This window comes from Desulfosarcina alkanivorans (genome assembly GCF_009688945.1).
GTDB lineage: Bacteria > Desulfobacterota > Desulfobacteria > Desulfobacterales > Desulfosarcinaceae > Desulfosarcina > Desulfosarcina alkanivorans.
Genome location: NZ_AP021874.1, coordinates 6,065,515 through 6,084,802 on the forward strand (window position 1 = coordinate 6,065,515; position 19,288 = coordinate 6,084,802).

A 19,288-nucleotide genomic window follows, 5' to 3' on the forward strand; every position below is an offset into this window, starting at 1 on the left:
GATCATCTGGGTTTGACAAAAGATCCGGTCTTCACGGATAACATCCTTTATTTTTTATTGGAACAACCAACAATTCAGCACCTCCATGGAGGTGGCATATGAAAAACTATGATGCCGTTGCCGTCGGCGCAGGCACCGCGGGCCAGACCGCAGCCCATGAACTGCGCGCTCACGGACTTGAAGTCGCCCTGGTGGACAATAGCGGACGGCCGGGGGGGAGTGTGCGCCCTGGCGGCGTGCCAGGCCAAGAAGTACTTTTATGAGGTAACCGAAACCGTGGCCCGTGCCCAGCATCTAACCGGCAGAGGCATACAATCGCCTCTCGTTAGCGATTGGGCCGCGATTCTGGATCGAAAGAACGCTTTCACGGTCAATATTCCGGACATTACCGTCAATGGCCTTTACGAGGCCGGCATCGACTATCACGAGGGGACAGCCCGTTTCATCGATCCCGATACCATGGAGCGGGCCGGACACCCAATCTGGAGAGTCTGGCCCTCGGCCAAGCTGGCGTTGAATATGGCCATCGGGGCATCACAACGGATGCCCGGAGGCGCACCACCCATCCCCGTGTTTCTGCCATCGGAGATTGTGCCGCAACACCTCAGTTGGCGCGAGTAGCGGATTATGAAGCCTTTGTTGCGGCGGCCAACATCATCGCCGCAATAAAGGGTGACAAACCCCGGACGATCAATTATCAGGCCGTGCCGGCCATACTTTTCTCCTATCCCCAGTTGGCCATGGTGGCCAGACGGAGGATGCCCTCGCCCGGGCAGGCACACCATACGTCATACGAGGCGTAGATAACGTAATTTACCGATCCGGGCACTTAAGGTGAAAAATATGTGATGGATCTATCGAGACCGGTCATCGTCTGTCTCCCGGGAGGCCTACGGCTTCCGAATATTCATCTTTTTTATTCGTGAAGACAACGTTGTCGGTTTGATACCAAGAAGCCGCGCCGCGCCCCTTGCACCGTAAATCGTCCAATCGCTTTTTTCTAAGGCAGCGATGATGTTCCGGCGCTCCCTTTGTTTCATTTCGGAATCGGGGACGACTGTCCACTCATCATCAGACCCGGAATCCTCTGCCGACGTTTCGGTCGTATCGTAAGCGCCTTTTTCATCAGGCCAGATGAAACGAAGCGGATCGCCCTGTGAAATAATCACGGCTCGTTCGATAACGTTTTGCAGTTCGCGTACATTCCCGGGCCAATCATAACCCTGAAGCTCTTTGAGGCTGGTCTTGGTTAAACGTGGGAGTTTGCGATTTCCCCTTTTCTGGATCAATCCCAAAAAGTGCTCGGCAAGCAGAGGGATATCCTCTTTGCGATATCGTAGTGGGGCCACCTCAAGGGGGAAAACACTCAGACGGTAATAAAGGTCCTGGCGAAAGAGGCCTTTCCCGATATCCTTCTTCAGGTTCCGATTTGTCGCCGCGATAATGCGTACATCCACTTTACGCGTCTTCTCATCCCCGACGCGTTCATACTCGCCTTCCTGCAGGACGCGTAGGAGTTTGCTCTGCAGGTCGATGGGGATTTCACCGACTTCGTCAAGAAAGAGCGTCCCACCGTCGGCGGCTTCAAACCTTCCGGCCCGATCCTTTAGTGCGCCGCTAAAAGCGCCTTTCACATGACCGAAAAATTCGCTTTCATACAGCTCCCGGCTGATGGAAGCGCAGTTGACCTTAATGAGCGGACGGTCTTGCCGCAGACTGCGCTTGTGGATTTCACGGGCGACAAGCTCCTTGCCTGTTCCGGATTCACCCAGAATGATAACGTTGGTGTCTGTTGGCGCCACCAGTTCAACTTGCTTCAGAACACTTCTCAGGGCTTCGCTTTGGCCGACGATATCACCGAATGCACGGGCTTCCTGCACCTCCTCACGCAAATAGGAGCATTCCAGCTCCAGCTGTTCTTGCAAGCGATTGATCGTTTCGAATGCCCTTGCGTTGACGATGGCGGTGGCGGCATGATCCGCGATCATCCGCATCCAGACGAGCTCTTCATGCTGGAGTAAATCGCGAGTGAAAATCGACAGGACACCCAGGACTTCACCCTTGTAAAGGAGCGGCTGGCCGCCAAATCCCAGAATCTTTTCTCGACGCGCCCACTCCGGCCTGGCGATCCATTTGGAATCCTTTTCTGTATCGTTCACTTCCACAGCCTTACCCGTGGCTGCTATCCATCCGACCTTACGGGACCCCAGCGCAAAACGGCTGAACGCTCCATCCAGTCGGGACCAGTCGGCGTCTTTGTCAACCAGGGAGCGCCCCCGGCTCGCCACCAGGTGGAGACATTTCGCGTTGTCTTCACAGGTCGCCTCCTTGTTCGGACAAGGGCAGTCTCCCTCCTTGATCAACCAAATCCGGGCCAGCGCTACGTGGGGACGTCGGGCGAGCTGCCGGACGATCATCCCCAGTAGCGTGGCAACAACGTGTTCCTGGGCCATCTCCAGGAGAAGGGTTTTGTAGGCTTCGTAATCCAGTTCGTGAACGTTGTCAGGTTTCATGAAACCTAACTAAACGAAATTTCGTGGTTTCGCAAGCTGAATTCAAGATCAAAATTGCACCCGGTGCAAGATTTGCCACAAATTGGATACGTTGTAGCCTAACTTACCAGCGATTATTCCAATCGCCAAGATATTCAAACACAATTTTCCTCAACACAACAACCGATAGGAAGAACATTTTCATATACGCTCTCATTGTCGAGATTCACATGGCACGTAAATACGGTGTCAACGATAATTCGGTGTGTCCACCCAATGTAGATAAAATTAATATTGTATAAATTACAGTTTGTTGCAAGCAAAGTCAAAATTGGTACGTATTTTGGAGTGGTGCTTTCAAACTGCTGAGTTTATCGGCAACAACCTATAAAGATAGGAGGCTGACATGGCACTACCAAATCCAGGCATGAAGATAGACATCAAACGTACGGCATTGGTCATTATCGATCCCCAAAATGATTTTCTTAGCCCTGATGGCGTCACATGGGGCGTTGTTGGCGAAAGCGTAACGGAGAACAACACGGTAGACAACATTGAAACGCTCTTTAAGACAGCCAAGGAGATCGGGCTACCGGTCTTCATCTCACCACACTATTACTACCCTGCGGACCACGGCTGGAAGTTCGAAGGAACATTGGAAGCGTTGATGCATAACATCGGCATGTTCGACCGTAAAGGTCCGTTGAACCTTGACGGTTTTGAAGGCTCGGGAGCCGACTGGCTGGAACGTTATAAGCCTTTCATCAACGATGGCGCCACTGTGGTCGTGAGCCCGCACAAGATATACGGGCCCGAATCCAACGATCTGGCTCTGCAGCTGCGCAAGCGAGATATCGGCAAGGTGATCCTGGCGGGCATGTCGGCGAATCTGTGCGTAGAGTCCCATATGCGTGAGCTTCTGGAGCAAGGATTCAAGGTGGCCGTCGTTAAAGATGCCACTGCGGCCGCAAAATTGCCCGAAGGTGACGGTTTTCTGGCCGCGATGATCAACTTTCGCTATATGGCAAATACCGTATGGACCACGGCTGAAGCCGTCAACGCGATAAATGAAAGTGGGCGTTGAAGACGGCCGCTTGAGCAAATGGCGGGCTCCGGGTCGGAGGCGTAAGCATTCGGCTCGGAGTTTGCCGAATAGTTAAATTAGTCGACATACAATATAATTGAGAAAAGAGGTACAAGATGAACAGATACCACACCATTTTTGGCGCCATTTTTGTTGCATGGTTGTTTTTAACCGGTTTTACTGTTGTTGGAACAAATGATCCAGCGGCGGTATTTAAATCGGACAATTACCAAACACGGTACCGCACGATAACTGTCCAAAACTTATATAATTTCTACCGTGATGCTGGTTCCGGTAGTTCACCTGCAATCATTTTTTTGCACGGATTCCCAACGTCGTCCCATATGTTCCGCAACCTTATTCCGGCCTTGGCCGACGACTTTCGTCTCGTGGTTCCGGATTATCCAGGATTCGGAAATAGTGCAATGCCGGATATCAAAGCATTTGATTACACCTTCGATCGTCTGGCCGATGTGATAGAAGACTTTCTGGAGAAGTTGGATTTAAAGTGCTACAGTTTGTATGTGATGGACTACGGTGCCCCATCGGTTTCCGATTGGCTGTTCGACATCCGGAGCGTTTAGAATCACTTATCATCCAGAACGGCAATGCATATGAAGAAGGGCTGCGCGAATTCTGGGATCCTATCCGAAAATACTGGAATGATCGCACTCCTGAGGATGCAAAACCACTGGCTGAGTTCATCACGCCGGAGGGAGTCAATTGGCATTACACGCACGGCGTGAGAAATGAGGCGTCTATCAGCCCGGATAATTGGGAGGCAGACCTGTATCATCTGACCAAGGAGGGCAATCCTGCAATTCAGCTTGCCCTGTTTTACGACTACAAAAACAATATCCCTCACTACCCGGCATGGCAGGCATATTTTCGCAAGCATCAGCCACCCCCACTGATTGTTTGGGGAATAAACGATTATATTTTTCCAGCAGATGGAGCCTATCCATACAAAAGGGACCTTAAGAATATTAAGTTTCATTTACTGGAAACAGGGTATTTTGTGCTCGAGGAAGATGGTGTCCGGATCGCCAGTTTGATGCGCAAGTTCCTGAGTACAAAACTCACCTTAAAATAGGAGCGGTAATTTGATGGTGGTCAAATGAGAGATCAAGCTTTCCACCATCACTTAACCTCCCAAAAAGAGGAAATTGGACACTGAAACAATCCATCAAAATAATAACTTCTTCCTAATAGCAGCAACAAAGACCCGTACTTGTTCTTGTTGCGTCGTTCGTTGTATGAATCCAAACTGAAGCATCCGTCGATAGAGATACAAAAAAAAGGCTTCCCGTAAGGTAGCCCTTTCTTGTGATATCGATATCGACCATTCCATAATGTTACCAGGTCCCAAACCGTTGGGGTATCTGGCTTCTTGGTATGCGTCATGCGATGTTGAAACGGACATGGTAGGGTATCGTGTGAATTGCCCTGTCTGCGAACATACGAAAGTGACCGATCTGTACGAGCCGCATAGACAGCCTGAATAAAAAACGGTAATAAAACTCCGGCAATACGGTAACATCCCTAAGATCGAAAAGTCTTAATTCCGCCCAATAGTACATCCTTGTTCGATTGTAGCGTAATGACAATGATCTTATCTGCAACAATACGAGCTTCTTGATTCGTTTCATTTTAGTTCTCCTTCTATTTCAGGCCCAATATCATCGGGCCTGTGTCTGAGTTTATTTCTCATTTGGTATATACACCCCCACCAGCACCGAGCCCCCACTAAAACCGACCCCATATACACCAACTAAAAGCGAATATTTACAAAAGTGAGTCATGGGGCGAGCTCTCGGTCCGCCTCTGATAGAGAAGTCCAGATGGACGTCCCATCCCAGTTCGTGCTTTGAAGCCTCTCTTCTGCACTGGAACATGCGAAGTCTCGTTGTTTAACCACGAAAAATTGTTTTTCTACGAAGTTTCGTCTGTAGACGATCGAGTTTTGTGCATAAAAAAAGCTTTGAAAACGAAAAGTTAATGGATTTTATGATAGTTGGTATGCACCTTGTAATACCCCTTAGCGAACGTAGGAAATCAGAACCGCACGCTTCAGTGCAGCAACCAATTCCACTAATAAAGGAGGCTCAACATGAACGGTCAAATTCGCAGACAATTCTCTATCAGGCATATGCAAACCGCACTGGGATTTCTTCTGGCGCTGATGCTGACGATATCCACAGCTCGGGCAGGCTCCCCAGTGAATCCCGCTTATGCCGAACCGGATAAACCTGGTCTGCCGGCAAGCAACATGCAGCTCGACCCGCAACGGGTAGCGCTTGTGGTCGTCGACCCACAAAACGATTTTTTAGACGAAAACGGTGTCGCCTGGGGTGTTGTCGGTAAATCCGTGACCGAACACAACGTCGTGCAGCACCTTGAAGACCTGTTTAAGGCCGCCAAGAGCAACGATCTGCCGGTCTTCATCTCGCCGCACTATTACTATCCGCACGATCACACATGGGAGTTCGAGGGCGCGTTGGAAAAGGTGATGCACTCCATCGGCATGTTCGATCGTCCCGGACCGTTGGACGTAAACGGTCTTGAGGGTTCCGGGGCTGACTTTGTCCAGCGATACAAACCCTACCTGAACGATGGAAAGACCGTAATTGCTTCCCCGCACAAGGTGTATGGACCTGAGCAGAACGACCTTGTCCTGCAACTCCGGAAACAACGCATCGACCAGGTTATCCTGGCCGGGATGTCCTCAAACCTGTGTGTAGAAAGCCATATGCGGGAGTTGTTGGAAGCAGGCTTTGAGGTAGCGGTGGTCAAGGATGCAACAGCCGGAGCGATCATTCCGGAAGGGGATGGATATCTCGCCGCACTCATCAATTTTCGTATGATGGCCAACGCCGTTTGGACCACGGATGAGGCCGTAAACAGAATGGAAGCACTGGGCAGATAATCAGGACGGCCAGACTGTAGAAGGACCCAATCGTTTACATAACTTCTAACATCTACCACCCACAAACCATGTCATACACACAAAAGGAGAAAGTCATGAAAAAGCTATTAACATCGATCGCTGTCATTGCCAGTCTCTGTCTCATCAACACAACAGCCGGGGCAGGTGATCCTAAGACCATTACCATAGTTGAACATCCGGGCTATTTTGAGACCCAGGGAGATGTTTTCGACATCCCGGCAGGCAAGTACAAGTTCGTGGTTAAAAACTGGTCAGGCAAGGACGCTGGCTTCGTCTTTAACAGCGGGCAAAACAATGTCACTACGGATAAATCGAGCATGAAGGTCATTCTTCTTAAAAATGGTGAAGAGAGCACCTTCACGCTCAAGTTGTCCAAAGGAAACTATACCTATTTCTGTCCCATTATCCCCACTCCACCGTATCCGCTGCGTGTGAAGTAATCTACTGTTTCTTAGGGCCGGCTTGAAGCTATAGCTCCAAGCCGGCCCTTGATTCAGTCGTCAGTTTCAGGTGGAAGTTCATTACCCAGAGGATTCGACCGCAGGAGGTTAATTATGGAGACCAGGCCCCCCTTGCCGCGTTTCACTAAGGAGACGGCGGCACAAAAAGTACGCATGGCGGAGAACGGCTGGAACAGCCGTGATCCCATTAAGGTATCGATGGCTTATACAGAGGACAGCCGATGGCGCAATAGAGCCGAGTTCTTCCAGGGGCGTGAGGCCATCCAGGCGTTTCTAACGCGAAAATGGGATCGTGAACTCGACTACCGCCTCATCAAAGAGCTCTGGGCTCACGATGGCAACCGCATTGCCGTACGCTTCCAATACGAGTACCACGACGATTCCGACAACTGGTTCAGGGCCTGTGGCAACGAACTTTGGGAATTTTCTGACAATGGCCTGATGCATAGGCGGGAGGCAAGCATCAATGACGTGCTCATCCGCAGTGAAGACCGGAAATTTCTGTGGCCGGAGCTTGGCCCGCGACCGGACGACTACCCTGGTCTGACTGAGCTTGGCCTGTAGACGGTAAGGCTCGGTACAGAAGGGTAATCTATGAAGGCATGCATTAGGGCGAACCAAAACATCCAGTTTGTCATGAAAACCCAGGCTGGAAGGCGAACGGTTAACCGCGAAAGCCGGGTCGCCGCATTTACTTAAAACCAATAACAGGAGGCACGACAGATGAAAATACTGATTGTCTACTATTCCACTTATGGCCATGTACACAGGATGGCAGAGGCAGTTGCTGAGGGAATCAAGCAGATCGATGGTGCCGAGCCCGTCTTGCGGCGCGTGCCTGAAACCCTACCTGAAGACGTACTTGAGAAAATGGGGACTGTCGATGCGTAACAAGCGCTGGCCCATGTGCCCATCTGTACCGTTAACGAACTTGCTGCCGCTGATGCCGTCATCTTCGGTACACCAACTCGCTTTGGCAATATGTGCGGGCAGATGCGCCAGTTTCTGGACGCCACCGGTCAACTCTGAGCCAAAGGCGTCCTGGTTGGCAAGGTCGGTAACGTGTTCACGAGCAGCGCCACCCAGCATGGCGGTCAGGAATCCACCATACTCTCGTTTCATACATCGCTTTTGCGCCACGGCTTCGTGATCGTGGGATTGCCCTATGCATTTCAGGGACAGATGCGCATCGATGAGGTGACAGGTGGTTCACCGTATGGTGCTTCGACAATTGCAGGCGGATCGGGTGAGCGAATGCCCAGCGACAAGGAACTGAATGCAGCGCGTTTTCAAGGCAAACATGTCGCCGAAATTAAAAAGAAACTCAAAGCGCAGTTTTCGGTTCAATTCGAGTCCTAAGGTGAAACCGAAGGCGTCCATCAAATATGGGAGTTTTCGAAGAAGTTAAGCTATCCAAAGCTTGAGATTAAGCAAGATATGCTGACAGGTGAACTGGAATACACCTGAGTTGCCGTTACGATCGCGACCATGGTCTACAAACATGAAAGACAGATATAGACAGATCTACCCGGACAGTGGGCGCCCCACATCCTGTAATGACAATAGGATTGTCAAAAAATGTAGAAAGCACAGGTCAGCTTGAAAATCAATCCCGACATCGATGGATCGCCGAAAATTGTCTAACTGGTAGCTTGCTATCTGGAGCACATAACCGTCAAGGGCGCCTGGGTGGGGCTTACGCGGCTTGCCCTTTCCCCCATGTGAACGCTTCTGCCGCGGATTTAACGGTGAAGAAAGTCTTGTCTGGCCCCATTTCGTAGCCGATCTGTCCCTGCCATGCGGGCGGGTACTCTTTGACTACCTATAAGCTGAATAAGGACACCTGAAAGAAAGGCAACGATCATGAACCAGAAAAAAATGCGCGCGGCTATTATTGCCCTTATTGCCATATTCATTGTCTGCTTCTTTTATTTTGATTTTGGACGGTTTTTTACGTTGGATTACTTCAAGGCGCAGCAGCAGGCACTCCAGGATTATTATGCTGCCAATCCGGTATTGACGCTTTCCATCTATATGGGCAGTTATATCGCCGTTACCGCACTTTCCCTGCCCGGCGCAGCCATCATGACCCTCGCCGCCGGCGCCCTGTTTGGCAATATGGCGGGACTGTTCATGGTATCGTTTGCCAGCAGTATCGGAGCGACTTTGGCGTTTTTTGTTTCCCGGTTCTTATTGAGAGACTATGTCCAAAATAAATTCGGCGACAAACTCAGAGCCATGAACACGGGTGTGGAAAAAGACGGCGCGTTCTACCTGTTCACCCTCAGGCTCGTTCCCGTTTTCCCGTTCTTCGTCATCAATCTGGCCATGGGGCTGACCCCGATCAAAACGCTTGCCTTTTACCTGGTCAGCCAAGTGGGCATGCTCCCCGGCACTTTTGTTTACGTGAATGCCGGCACGCAGATCGGAAAACTGGAATCATTACAAGGCATTCTCTCTCCTGAGCTGATTTTCTCATTCGCTCTTTTGGGGGTATTCCCGTTGGTGGCCAGGAAAATCATCAGCTTGGTAAAAGCCCGGAAAATCTACCAATCGTTTTCCCCTCCCAAAAACTATGACTATAACCTGGTGGTCATTGGCGCTGGCTCGGCTGGGTTGGTGTCAGCCTACATCGCCGCCATGGTCAAGGCCAAGGTTGCCCTGATTGAGGCCAATAAAATGGGTGGCGACTGCCTGAACACGGGATGCGTGCCCAGCAAGGCGCTTATCCGCTCGGCCAAGATGCTGTCCTACGCCAAAAGGGCCCGAGACTTCGGCCTCAACCGGACCACGGTGGATTTCGACTTTGACAAAGTCATGGAACGGGTGCAACGGGTCATCAAAAAGGTGGAGCCCCATGATTCGGTGGAACGGTATACGAGATTCGGTGTGGACTGCATCAAAGGGTATGCCAAGATCACCTCCCCCTTTACCGTGGAAGTGGACGGCAGGAACTTTACCACCCGCAACATCATCGTGGCCACTGGCGCACGTCCCTTTGTTCCGCAGATTCCCGGTCTGGACAAGATAAAATATCTCACCTCGGACAACATCTGGGAAATCAGACAGCTGCCCAAAAGACTGGTGGTGTTGGGCGGTGGCCCCATTGGCAGTGAATTGACCCAAGCGTTTGCACGGCTGGGATCAGAGGTGACCCAGGTCGAAATGGCGCCGCACCTTATGGGGCGGGAGGATCCGGAGATTTCGGAGATGGTGATAGAAAAGTTCATGTCCGAAGGCATCAATGTGCTCACGAACCACCGCGCCAAAGAGGTGCGGACTGAAAATGATCAGAAGGTCTTAATCTGTGAGCACGACGGCCGGGACATTGCCATTGAGTTCGATGAAATCCTGGTAGCTGTTGGACGGGTTGCCAACACCTCCGGTTTTGGCCTTGAGGACATCGGGGTCGAACTCTCCCCGCGCCGAACCATTGAAACAAACGAACTGCTGCAAACCAATTTTCCGAACATCTTCTGTGCAGGTGACGTGGCCGGACCCTATCAGTTCACCCATACGGCGGCCCATCAGGCCTGGTATGCATCGGTGAATGCTCTGTTTGGGAAAATCAAGACCTTCAAGGCCAATTACAACGCGATCCCATGGGCCACCTACACGGATCCGGAAGTGGCCCGCGTGGGGTTGAACGAACTTGAAGCGGGCGAACAAAACATTCCTTATGAAAAAACCGTATACGGAATCGATGATCTGGACAGGGCCATTGCCGACTCTGAAGATCACGGGTTCGTTAAAGTACTCACAAAGCCTGGGACCGACAAGATAGTGGGGGTTACCATTGTTGGCGCCCATGCAGGGGATTTGATATCCGAATACATCCTCGCGATGAGACATGGTCTGGGATTGAATAAGCTTATGAGCACGATTCATATCTACCCAACCCTTGCGGAAGCCAACAAATATGCGGCTGGAGAATGGAAAAAAGAGCATAGGCCTAAAAAACTGCTGGCGTGGGTAGAACGTTATCATACCTGGATGCGGGGTAAACGCAGGCCTTCTAATCAGGTTTCTGAAGCGCATTCAGAAAGGGGGGTAATGACCAGCGACTAAGTAAAAAGGGAATCTAAAGAAGACTCTTGGGCGGCTGTAAGGATATTAAACATGGCTAAGAGTGAGTTAAGTGAGGAAGAGAAGCCTGAACCCTCCCGCGTTAAAAGCCAGTGCATTTACGAGACTAAATATTCCTATGAGTTGGACGATTTTTTCTTTATTGGAAAGCTGCATCCAATATTGTGACAATTGATTTATTTGCTTGTTAAATTCGGTCAGAACATTCATTTAGTACTCATTATGAGTTTAGAAGGTAGGATATACTTTAGTTGAACCCAGATCATGCATTTGAGATTTGAAAGTCGGGTGAAAGACGATTTTTAGTTTCATCAACCGGTTTCAATTGTAGCGACTGATGTTAATTTTTCTGGACACGTCTGCCTGCCCGAATAACAGATTTCCTGATGAATACGAATGAACCTGAAATTTTGGAAGATTTCACCGAGAGAAGGTTAAGGCCATTAACCCTATTGTTATCTGATGAGGAAAAAATCAAAAAATTTGAGGAGATAAAAGAGGCATTGGATTATTTTCGTTGACATAATGGACATGAATGATAAATTTACCAACAATTGTCGAGATGTATAGGTATTATTATCATGCGATCTAAAAACACCCATGCCGCCAACTCCCGATATACTAAGGCTGTCTGTATTTTCAAAGACCATGGCGGAATCCTTCGCACGGCGCAAGCGCTTAAGTTGGGCATTCATCCTGGAACCCTGTATGCCATGCGGGACTCAGGGACGCTGGAAATGATAAGTCGTGGCGTATATCGTCTCTCAGATAGCCCCCCTCTTAGCAATCCGGACTTGGTAACCGTTGCAACACGGATTCCGGGTGGTGTCATCTGTCTAATTTCCGCGCTGTCCTATCATGAAATTACCACACAGATACCCCACGAAATTCACGTGGCACTCCCGCGAGGAGCTGAAGAGCCCCGCCTGGATTATCCACCGATCAAGACATATCGCTTCACCGGCGAGGCATTTACGGCAGGTGTGGAAACGCATGACATAGATAGTGTCAGCGTACGTATTTATAGCCCGGAAAAAACCCTCGCCGATTGTTTCAAGTTCCGGAACAAAGTCGGACTTGATACTGTGATAGAGGCAATCCGATTTTACCGTGAACGAAAAAGCATCAATGTGGAAGATTTGCTGTATTATGCCACTATCTGCCGCGTGAATAAAATCATGCGTCCTTACCTTGAGGCAATCCTGTAATGGTTGGAGACAGGGAAAATACCGCCGCTTCCGTGCATCAACGCCTTCTCAACAAAGCCAGGGCATCTTCACGCCCTTTTAACGAGATTCTTCAACTATTTGCTATTGAGAGATTTATGTACCGCCTTTTCAAGGGGCCTTGTGCGCGGAAGTTCATTCTAAAAGGAGCCTTGATGTTTTCGGCATGGACCGGATCGATGTCACGCCCAACCATGGACATTGATCTTCTCGGAAAAATTGACAACAGCCTTGATATGATGGTTGCCGTTGTTAAAGACACCTGTGAAATAACAGTTGAGAGTGATGGAATCGTTTTCCATAAGGACACGGTTACCGCTGTGAGGATTACCGAAGATGCCGATTACAGAGGTGCTCGGGTCATGCTCCGTGGAAATCTCGGCAACACAAGGATCTTTATCCAGGTGGAGATCGGCTTTGGAGACGTGATTATTCCTGGGCATAGCAGAGTGCAATATCCTGCTCTGCTTGATTTTCCAACGCCTGAGGTAAATGGATATACCATGGAGAGCACCATCGCTGAAAAATTCCAGGCCATGGTGAAGCACGGTTTACTGAATAGCCGCATGAAGGATTTCTTCGATATCTGGTTTTTGTCCCGCAGGTTCGATTTCAAGGGGGAAATACTGACTGAGGCGATTGAAAAAACGTTTGTGAACCGCAATACACCGCTCACCAGCGATCCTACGATATTTAATCCATCGTTCATGAAGGATGATGCCAAGCAGGATCAGTGGGCGGGATTCACGGATAAAACAAAGCTTGCAGATGCGCCAATGTCTTTCGAGGATGTTGCAAACGATATCAAGATTTTCCTGCAACCGATAGCAGCCTCAATAAGCCAGCGGCAGGTGTTCCGACTTTTTTGGGCTGCACCAGGCCCTTGGAGCACGTAGACAACTTCCATTTATTATTTCCAACAGCCATTTTGGGGATTATAAAAATGGAATACAGGGATCTACTCAAAAAATATAATGCCCTAATTGATGAAGTTGAGCGATTAAGAAAAGAAAACAGCTCCTTGAGAGCTCAAATTGATCTGACGAAATCAGAGCAGTCTCGATATAATGCCTCCCGAATAGTAACTGATAAAAAAATACCTGACGATAAATCGAGAGACCGAAACGAATTCTTAGGTGTGCACGGCACGTCGGATTCCCTCGCCAAGATCAATTTGTTCATGTCCCTTTTCAAAGGCCGCAGTGATGTTTATGCGAAGCGATGGGAAAACAAAAACAAAGGCACATCCGGCTATTCACCTGTTTGTCTGAATCAATGGCAGGCAGGCGTGTGCAAAAAACCAAAAATCTCCTGTTCAAAATGTATAAACAAAGATTATGCGGCCCTGGATGAAAAAGCCATTGAAAATCATCTGCGAGGAAAGATCGTCGTTGGCGTCTATCCCATGCGACAGGATGAAACCTGCCACTTTTTAGCAGTTGATTTCGACGAAGCAGACTGGCGGAGCGATATTTCCGTTTTTAGAGATGTTTGTATCGAGCTCAAGATTCCTACCGCCGTTGAGCGGTCACGTTCAGGCAACGGCGGGCATGTATGGTTTTTCTTCGAAACCTCTGTTTCCGCTACCCTGGCACGTAAATTTGGAACGATCCTGCTTACCGCTGCCATGAACAAAAGGCATGAAATACAATTTAAGTCCTATGATCGGCTGTTTCCCAGCCAGGACACCATGCCCAAAGGAGGGTTGGGTAATTTGATTGCATTGCCGTTACAAAAGGCGGCAAGGGAGAAGTCCAATAGTGAATTTATCGATGAGCATTTCCAATCCTATGCGGACCAATGGGCATTTCTATCCACAATCCAAAAAATTCCTCAAAACCGAATTGAAGAAATTATTTTCGAGCTTGGCGCTGATCATGAGTTGGGCGTATTGAAACAGGATGATGAAGATGGTGCTGAAAAACCCTGGGAAACCTCTAAAGCCAAAATCGAATTGCAGAGAGATGATTTCCCGGAGTATATCGAGATCGTAAAAGCAAATATGCTGTTCATTCCAAAAGCGGGTATCTCCCAAAAGGCGATGAATCGGCTAAAACGGCTCGCGTCTTTTAAAAACCCGATGTTTTACAAACAGCAAGCCATGCGTTTGCCGACCTATGGACATCCACGCGTCATCTCCTGTGCTGATGAAACAAAAGAGTACCTGTGTTTGCCAAGAGGATGCGAACCTGAACTGGTTTTCGAACTGGAAGAACTGGGAATTGAAATTAGGCTTATCGATAGGACACACAAAGGTAGAAAAATTGATGTGAAATTCAATGGCCAACTAAGAGATGAACAATCCCTGGCCCTCAACCGCATGATGCAAAACGATACCGGAATACTTTCCGGCACAACAGCATTTGGAAAAACAATTGTGGCGATTAAGCTGATTGCCGAGAAAAAAGTGAATACACTTATCCTGGTTGACAAGGTCAGCTTGCTGTCGCAGTGGAAGGACAGGCTGTCCGAATTTCTCGACATTAACGAAATATTGCCCGAGGAACCGAAAAAAAGGGGACGCAAGAAGAAAAAATGTATCATTGGACAAATTGGTGCGGGCAAAGATACATCCAGCGGAATTATCGATATTGCCGTAATGCAATCGCTTAGCCGAAAAGGTGAGGTTAAGGAATGTGTTACACATTACGGGATGATCATTGCCGATGAGTGTCACCATGCATCGGCATTCACCTATGAACAAATCCTGAAAACCACCAATGCAAAATACATCTACGGCCTGACCGCAACGCCAACCAGAAAAGACAGGCATCATCCGATTCTGTTTATGCATTGTGGCCCCATTCGATACCGGGACAATCCCAAAATGCAGGCAGAAAACAGGCCGTTTGACCACTATATTGTCCCCCGTTTTACATCATTGCGGGTCCCATTCGATATCAACGAACAGGAAGTCTCCATCCAGCAATTATATACCGAAATCATGGAAAGTGATTTTCGGAATCAGCAGATTATTGACGATGTGCTCAACAACTATCACCAGGGCAGGAACTGCATTGTATTAAGCCTCAGAACTGCCCATGTTGAATCACTTGCCAAAAGACTGAAGGAAAAAGTTCCAGACGTTTTCTCACTGATGGGCGGAATGGGGAAAAAAGCCACTCGGGAAATCTTTAAAAGCATCGCTGGCATCCCTGCCGACAGAAATATCATTTTGGTGGCTACCGGTCATTTTATCGGAGAAGGCTTCGACGAACCACGTCTCGACACGCTATTTTTAGCCATGCCGATATCATGGAAAGGCACTTTGCAGCAATATGCCGGACGGCTCCACCGATTGTACGAGACAAAAAAAGAGGTCAAAATTTACGATTACGTGGATATCCAGGTGAAGATTCTGGAGAAGATGTATCAAAGACGGCTCAATGGATACGCTTCCATGGGATACAAGGCCAAAAGCGAGGAGCTAAATGACACACCTTTGGATATCATCTTTGATAAAGATAGTTTTCTGCCTGTTTTCAATCAGGATATCAACGCCGCAAAGAAAGAGATCTTAATCGTAAGTCCGTTCGTCAGAAAAATGCGTACGCTTCAAATGACAAAGCACCTGAAAATGGCATTGGAAAAAAAGGTCCGTGTGTTAATTGTCACCCGCCCTAAAGAAGATTTTAAACCGAAAGATCACGCCACCATCCAAAGGACATTGGACCTGTTGACAGATTGCGGAGCCGGTGTCGTTTTCAAATCGAATATCCACCAGAAATTTGCCGTAATGGATCAAAAGATCGTGTGGTACGGCAGCATCAATCTGTTGAGCTATGGCAGCGCCCTGGAAAGTATCATGCGCATAGAAAGTGCCAATATTGCGAACGAGTTGGTTAAGAGCATAGAAAGGGCCTAACCAACAAATGGTTCGCAGGTGAAAGGAATGGTAGGTTTTGTGATGTGGCTGTGGATATGAGTATAACTCATTGATTAAAAAAAACCCGGTCAAAAATGACCGGGTCTTAATTGTTTGGCTCCCCAGCACGGACTCGAACCGCGGACCCAGTGGTTAACAGCCACTTGCTCTGCCGACTGAGCTACTGGGGATCGTAAAGTCTCTTCGACCGGGATGCCGGCCAAAGAAGCGTCTTAAATAGTCGAGCGGACATTGAATGTCAAGCCCTTTTTTAGTGGCGCAGGACCTGCCATTCGCCTTTTCCGCCAATGGGTTCGCCTGCGTATAACTAATTGAAATATTATATATTTGCGTTCATTTGGGTTTTTTGTTATCTTTGGTCTGTCTCCTGTTCTGACCGGCTCCGGCATTTGTTCGGCCCGATTTAGCGACAACTTTCAAACGCCACACCCCTTTTCCCGGAAGGGAAATGGCGTGGGGCCCGGCGGTCAATCCAATGACGGGGTTGTCGGCCAAAGCGGTATGGCAGGACGCCGGCAGGCGCTTTGCCCTCACCGGGAAAGGATACCGTATTATGCGTCCTTTATGTTTCGTGTTGATGCCGTTCGGGCGGAAACCGGCCGCCGGCGGGGTTATGGTTGATTTCGACGCCATCTACGGCACCCTGATCCGGCCGGCGATCATCGATGCCGGCCTCGAGCCCCTGCGCGCCGATGAAGAGATGGCGGGCGGCATCATTCACAAGCCCATGTTCGAACGGCTGATACTCTGCGAGTACGCCGTGGCCGATCTGACAACGGCCAATGCCAATGTTTTTTATGAGTTGGGGCTGCGCCACGCCGTCCGGCGGGCCGCCACCGTGCTGGTTTTTGCCGACGGGACCGGCCAGCTGCCCTTCGATGTGGCCTCGCTGCGGGGGCTGCCCTACAGCCTGGGCGCGGATGGCACGCCCGGCGCGCCGGATGGCGACCGCAAGGCCCTGGCCGGGCGCCTGCGGGCCGCCAGGAATGAACGCACGGACAGCCCCGTCTTTCAGCTGGTGGAGGATTTTCCCGACGTGCAGCGGCAGAAGACCGATGTGTTCCGCGACCGGGTGCGCTATTCCAACCGGGTCAAACAGGACCTGGCCCGTGCCCGGAAGGCGGGCGTGGATGGGGTCCGGTCCGTGGCCGCGGGGCTGGGGGACATCGACGAGCTGGAGTCCGGCGTGGTGGTCGATCTTTTTCTCTCCTACCGGGCGGTGGGCGCATGGGATGAGATGATCGCCCTGGTGGACCGCATGGCACCGCCGCTGGCCGCCACGGTAATGGTGCAGGAACAGCTGGGGCTGGCTTTAAACCGTGCCGGCCATGGTGATCGGGCGGAGCGGGTGCTTGCCGACCTTATCGACCGGCGCGGGCCCAGCAGCGAAACCTGCGGCATCCTCGGCCGGATCTACAAGGACCGCTGGCGGCAGGCCGTGTGGGAGGGGGAGTCTGTCCTGGCCCGCGGCCTGCTGAAAAAAGCGGTCCGGGCCTACCTGGACGGCTTTGAAACGGACTGGCGGGACGCCTACCCGGGCGTCAACGCCATCACATTGATGGAGATCTGCGATCCCCCCGACCCCAGGGGGCGGCAATTGATCCCCATCGTCGCCTACGCCGTGAAGCGGCGCATGGATCGGGGGCACTCGGATTACTGGGATCATGCCACCCTGCTCGAACTGGCCGTTGTGGGCCGGGACCGGGCCGCTGCCGAAGCGGCCGCCGCCGATGCGCTGGCCGCCGTCCGGGAGCCCTGGGAGCCGGAAACCACGGCATCGAACCTCGCGCTTATCGCCGATGCCCGTGCCAGGCGGGGCGAGGCGCTGGGCTGGGCTGCGGGGATCGAATCGCTGCTCTTGAAGCGGGCCGGCGTTCAGGATTGACTCCGCAAAACCCGCGGTTTCGCAATCGGGGCCCTATCCGCTTTCAGGGCGGCGGGAGAGGGCGCCGTTCCCGGTGGCCGGAAAGCTGCGGCGAGCGACCGCCGGGGGGAGACGAAGGGCTTCTTTTTTTTGCGCCTGCCCGACGTGCACGACGGGATGGCATACAATTTTCAGATGCAATTTGTACATTATGGTTATCAATGTGTCCATGAACGTCCGCCCCGGTTTTAAGCATGAAAACCGTGAAAACATGGCCTCAGGGGCTTGACTGGTTGCTATAATGGGATTAAGAATAGGTATGTACTTATCCAACGACACATACAAAAGTACGAGGCGGTTGTCGTCGAGCGTGTTTTTCAATCGCGGGTGCTTCAGAAATTATTGCCGCAGGAGGCCATTATGGAGTTGACATTGCCCGAAAAGATCCAGCTGCTGAGAAAACGAATGGGGTTGAACCAGGGGCAGTTTGGTGCCAAGGCATTCAATACGAGCGTGGAAACCGGACGGACCAAGATCAAGAATATCGAACTGGGCAAGCAGAAACCGACGCCCGACGATCTGGCCCAGATGTCAAAGGTGCTGGAGGTGCCCCCGGCGATTCTTGCCCAGAAGGCTGCGGGTGAACCCGCCGTCCGGGCGCTTTCCCGTCAGGGGATGCTCGTCGACCAGGCGGTGCTGGACCGTTTTCACCAGTTGGGGCCCTATCTTGAAATGCTCAACCGGGCGGTATCCATCCAGGACGATGAGCTGATCGAGCACATTGCCGGCAAGCTTTCCGATGTGTTTACCTTCAGCAGCCGGCTCGAGGCCATCAATAACTAGCGTTTATCCGGAAGAAAGCAGGTTGATCGTTTACGGATAGGCGCCTGCCCGTTTGCGGAGGCCGATGTGGACCCGACCCATCCGGACTACCACTTCATGCGCGACCAGTACCTGGAACTGCTCTGGGCTGCCCAGCGGGTAGAGGACCGCCGGCTTACGGAACTGATCCTCCGGCGCCTCAAGGATACGGCCCTGGAGATGACGGTGGCGCCGGAACCGGCCTGTGAAATCATTCCCTTCCCAAGTATAATTGTCCATCCTGTCGGGTGCGCCGATGGATATGACGACGTCCGACTCCTCTGGCCCCGCCAACCACTGCGGCACTTGCTTTCCATGGTCTGTGGATACTGTGGTGTCGTGCTTTTCTTTGGATTCTTCGGGCTCACACACTAAACAGCA

At 50.8% G+C, this 19,288-nt stretch carries 19 protein-coding genes, 1 tRNA gene and 1 pseudogene; 18 read left to right on the top strand and 3 right to left on the bottom strand.

Annotated elements, in window-relative coordinates; all coding sequences use genetic code 11:
* Nucleotides 1-98: 98 nt before the first annotated feature.
* The 3 genes and pseudogenes from DSCA_RS33375 (at nucleotide 99) to DSCA_RS32745 (ending at nucleotide 803) form a co-directional block, all read left to right on the top strand.
* Nucleotides 99-263: an NAD(P)-binding protein gene (locus DSCA_RS33375; protein WP_155319280.1), complete on the top strand. Its 165-nt coding sequence runs from the start codon at nucleotides 99-101 to the stop codon at nucleotides 261-263.
* 69 nt (nucleotides 264-332) lie between these two features.
* Nucleotides 333-572 (top strand): annotated as a pseudogene (locus tag DSCA_RS33380) (hypothetical protein); the annotation flags it as partial.
* Nucleotides 573-608: 36 nt separating this feature from the next.
* Nucleotides 609-803 (top strand): hypothetical protein, encoded by a 195-nt coding sequence (locus DSCA_RS32745; protein ID WP_231716286.1) that lies wholly within the window; start codon nucleotides 609-611, stop codon nucleotides 801-803.
* An 87-nt stretch (nucleotides 804-890) separates the two neighbouring features.
* On the opposite strand, the gene DSCA_RS26365 is transcribed toward DSCA_RS32745, so the two are convergent.
* The gene (locus DSCA_RS26365; RefSeq protein WP_155319282.1) at nucleotides 891-2,513 is read right to left on the bottom strand and encodes a sigma-54-dependent Fis family transcriptional regulator; all 1,623 of its coding nucleotides are present in this window, start codon (nucleotides 2,511-2,513) and stop codon (nucleotides 891-893) included.
* 385 nt (nucleotides 2,514-2,898) lie between these two features.
* Between DSCA_RS26365 and DSCA_RS26370 the strand changes: the two genes are divergently transcribed.
* From DSCA_RS26370 to DSCA_RS32750, 7 genes are all read left to right on the top strand, one after another.
* On the top strand, nucleotides 2,899-3,576 hold the full coding sequence (locus tag DSCA_RS26370) for a cysteine hydrolase family protein (RefSeq protein ID WP_155319283.1): 678 nt from the start codon (nucleotides 2,899-2,901) through the stop codon (nucleotides 3,574-3,576).
* Nucleotides 3,577-3,692: 116 nt separating this feature from the next.
* Nucleotides 3,693-4,160: an alpha/beta fold hydrolase gene (locus DSCA_RS32335; RefSeq protein WP_197904671.1), complete on the top strand. Its 468-nt coding sequence runs from the start codon at nucleotides 3,693-3,695 to the stop codon at nucleotides 4,158-4,160.
* Nucleotides 4,133-4,669, top strand: coding sequence for an alpha/beta hydrolase family protein (locus DSCA_RS32340; protein WP_197904672.1), 537 nt, complete (start codon nucleotides 4,133-4,135; stop codon nucleotides 4,667-4,669). The genes DSCA_RS32335 and DSCA_RS32340 overlap by 28 nt, the downstream gene beginning before the upstream one ends.
* A 1,017-nt stretch (nucleotides 4,670-5,686) precedes the next feature.
* Nucleotides 5,687-6,502, top strand: coding sequence for a cysteine hydrolase (locus DSCA_RS26380; protein WP_155319284.1), 816 nt, complete (start codon nucleotides 5,687-5,689; stop codon nucleotides 6,500-6,502).
* 95 nt (nucleotides 6,503-6,597) lie between these two features.
* Complete coding sequence (locus tag DSCA_RS26385) at nucleotides 6,598-6,963, top strand: cupredoxin domain-containing protein (protein WP_155319285.1); 366 nt, start codon at nucleotides 6,598-6,600, stop codon at nucleotides 6,961-6,963.
* Between the two features lie 114 nt (nucleotides 6,964-7,077).
* Entirely contained in the window at nucleotides 7,078-7,548 is a 471-nt protein-coding gene (locus tag DSCA_RS26390) for a nuclear transport factor 2 family protein (protein WP_167527961.1), read from the top strand.
* A gap of 207 nt (nucleotides 7,549-7,755) precedes the next feature.
* Nucleotides 7,756-7,875: a hypothetical protein gene (locus DSCA_RS32750; RefSeq protein WP_331457175.1), complete on the top strand. Its 120-nt coding sequence runs from the start codon at nucleotides 7,756-7,758 to the stop codon at nucleotides 7,873-7,875.
* Here DSCA_RS32750 and DSCA_RS33450 read toward each other — a convergent pair.
* Complete coding sequence (locus DSCA_RS33450) at nucleotides 7,831-8,106, bottom strand: hypothetical protein (protein ID WP_456236728.1); 276 nt, start codon at nucleotides 8,104-8,106, stop codon at nucleotides 7,831-7,833. The two genes, DSCA_RS32750 and DSCA_RS33450, sit on opposite strands and share 45 nt — an antisense overlap.
* Here DSCA_RS33450 and wrbA point away from each other — a divergent pair.
* From wrbA to DSCA_RS26415, 5 genes are all read left to right on the top strand, one after another.
* The gene (wrbA, locus tag DSCA_RS32760; protein ID WP_231716289.1) at nucleotides 8,047-8,343 is read left to right on the top strand and encodes an NAD(P)H:quinone oxidoreductase; all 297 of its coding nucleotides are present in this window, start codon (nucleotides 8,047-8,049) and stop codon (nucleotides 8,341-8,343) included. The genes DSCA_RS33450 and wrbA overlap by 60 nt on opposite strands.
* A 504-nt stretch (nucleotides 8,344-8,847) precedes the next feature.
* Nucleotides 8,848-11,052, top strand: a complete 2,205-nt coding sequence (locus tag DSCA_RS26400) for an FAD-dependent oxidoreductase (protein WP_155319286.1) — start codon at nucleotides 8,848-8,850, stop codon at nucleotides 11,050-11,052.
* A 599-nt stretch (nucleotides 11,053-11,651) separates the two neighbouring features.
* Nucleotides 11,652-12,278, top strand: coding sequence for a type IV toxin-antitoxin system AbiEi family antitoxin domain-containing protein (locus DSCA_RS26405; protein WP_155319287.1), 627 nt, complete (start codon nucleotides 11,652-11,654; stop codon nucleotides 12,276-12,278).
* Entirely contained in the window at nucleotides 12,278-13,192 is a 915-nt protein-coding gene (locus tag DSCA_RS26410) for a nucleotidyl transferase AbiEii/AbiGii toxin family protein (RefSeq protein ID WP_155319288.1), read from the top strand. Before DSCA_RS26405 ends, DSCA_RS26410 begins: the two co-directional genes overlap by 1 nt.
* Before the next feature lie 47 nt (nucleotides 13,193-13,239).
* Nucleotides 13,240-16,161, top strand: a complete 2,922-nt coding sequence (locus DSCA_RS26415; RefSeq protein ID WP_155319289.1) for a TOTE conflict system archaeo-eukaryotic primase domain-containing protein — start codon at nucleotides 13,240-13,242, stop codon at nucleotides 16,159-16,161.
* Nucleotides 16,162-16,276: 115 nt separating this feature from the next.
* Here DSCA_RS26415 and DSCA_RS26420 read toward each other — a convergent pair.
* Nucleotides 16,277-16,352 (bottom strand) — tRNA-Asn (locus tag DSCA_RS26420).
* Nucleotides 16,353-16,630: 278 nt separating this feature from the next.
* Between DSCA_RS26420 and DSCA_RS26425 the strand changes: the two genes are divergently transcribed.
* From DSCA_RS26425 to DSCA_RS26435, 3 genes are all read left to right on the top strand, one after another.
* Nucleotides 16,631-18,067, top strand: coding sequence for a TRAFs-binding domain-containing protein (locus DSCA_RS26425; RefSeq protein ID WP_197904673.1), 1,437 nt, complete (start codon nucleotides 16,631-16,633; stop codon nucleotides 18,065-18,067).
* A gap of 399 nt (nucleotides 18,068-18,466) precedes the next feature.
* Nucleotides 18,467-18,889 carry a helix-turn-helix domain-containing protein gene (locus DSCA_RS26430; RefSeq protein ID WP_155319290.1) on the top strand — a complete coding sequence of 141 codons (423 nt, stop codon included), beginning with the start codon at nucleotides 18,467-18,469 and terminating at the stop codon, nucleotides 18,887-18,889.
* A 66-nt stretch (nucleotides 18,890-18,955) separates the two neighbouring features.
* Nucleotides 18,956-19,282 (top strand): hypothetical protein, encoded by a 327-nt coding sequence (locus DSCA_RS26435; RefSeq protein WP_155319291.1) that lies wholly within the window; start codon nucleotides 18,956-18,958, stop codon nucleotides 19,280-19,282.
* Nucleotides 19,283-19,288: the final 6 nt, after the last annotated feature.

Coding starts and splice junctions, on each gene's coding strand:
- DSCA_RS26385 (WP_155319285.1), top strand. CDS start 6,598: ATGAAAAAGCTATTAACATCGATCGCTGTCATTGCCAGTCTCTGTCTC.
- DSCA_RS32335 (WP_197904671.1), top strand. CDS start 3,693: ATGAACAGATACCACACCATTTTTGGCGCCATTTTTGTTGCATGGTTG.
- DSCA_RS33375 (WP_155319280.1), top strand. CDS start 99: ATGAAAAACTATGATGCCGTTGCCGTCGGCGCAGGCACCGCGGGCCAG.
- DSCA_RS26380 (WP_155319284.1), top strand. CDS start 5,687: ATGAACGGTCAAATTCGCAGACAATTCTCTATCAGGCATATGCAAACC.
- DSCA_RS26400 (WP_155319286.1), top strand. CDS start 8,848: ATGAACCAGAAAAAAATGCGCGCGGCTATTATTGCCCTTATTGCCATA.
- DSCA_RS32750 (WP_331457175.1), top strand. CDS start 7,756: ATGGCAGAGGCAGTTGCTGAGGGAATCAAGCAGATCGATGGTGCCGAG.
- DSCA_RS26425 (WP_197904673.1), top strand. CDS start 16,631: ATGGCGTGGGGCCCGGCGGTCAATCCAATGACGGGGTTGTCGGCCAAA.
- DSCA_RS26415 (WP_155319289.1), top strand. CDS start 13,240: ATGGAATACAGGGATCTACTCAAAAAATATAATGCCCTAATTGATGAA.
- DSCA_RS26370 (WP_155319283.1), top strand. CDS start 2,899: ATGGCACTACCAAATCCAGGCATGAAGATAGACATCAAACGTACGGCA.
- DSCA_RS26390 (WP_167527961.1), top strand. CDS start 7,078: ATGGAGACCAGGCCCCCCTTGCCGCGTTTCACTAAGGAGACGGCGGCA.
- DSCA_RS26405 (WP_155319287.1), top strand. CDS start 11,652: ATGCGATCTAAAAACACCCATGCCGCCAACTCCCGATATACTAAGGCT.
- DSCA_RS33450 (WP_456236728.1), bottom strand. CDS start 8,106: ATGAAACGAGAGTATGGTGGATTCCTGACCGCCATGCTGGGTGGCGCT.
- DSCA_RS26430 (WP_155319290.1), top strand. CDS start 18,467: ATGGAGTTGACATTGCCCGAAAAGATCCAGCTGCTGAGAAAACGAATG.
- DSCA_RS26410 (WP_155319288.1), top strand. CDS start 12,278: ATGGTTGGAGACAGGGAAAATACCGCCGCTTCCGTGCATCAACGCCTT.
- DSCA_RS26365 (WP_155319282.1), bottom strand. CDS start 2,513: ATGAAACCTGACAACGTTCACGAACTGGATTACGAAGCCTACAAAACC.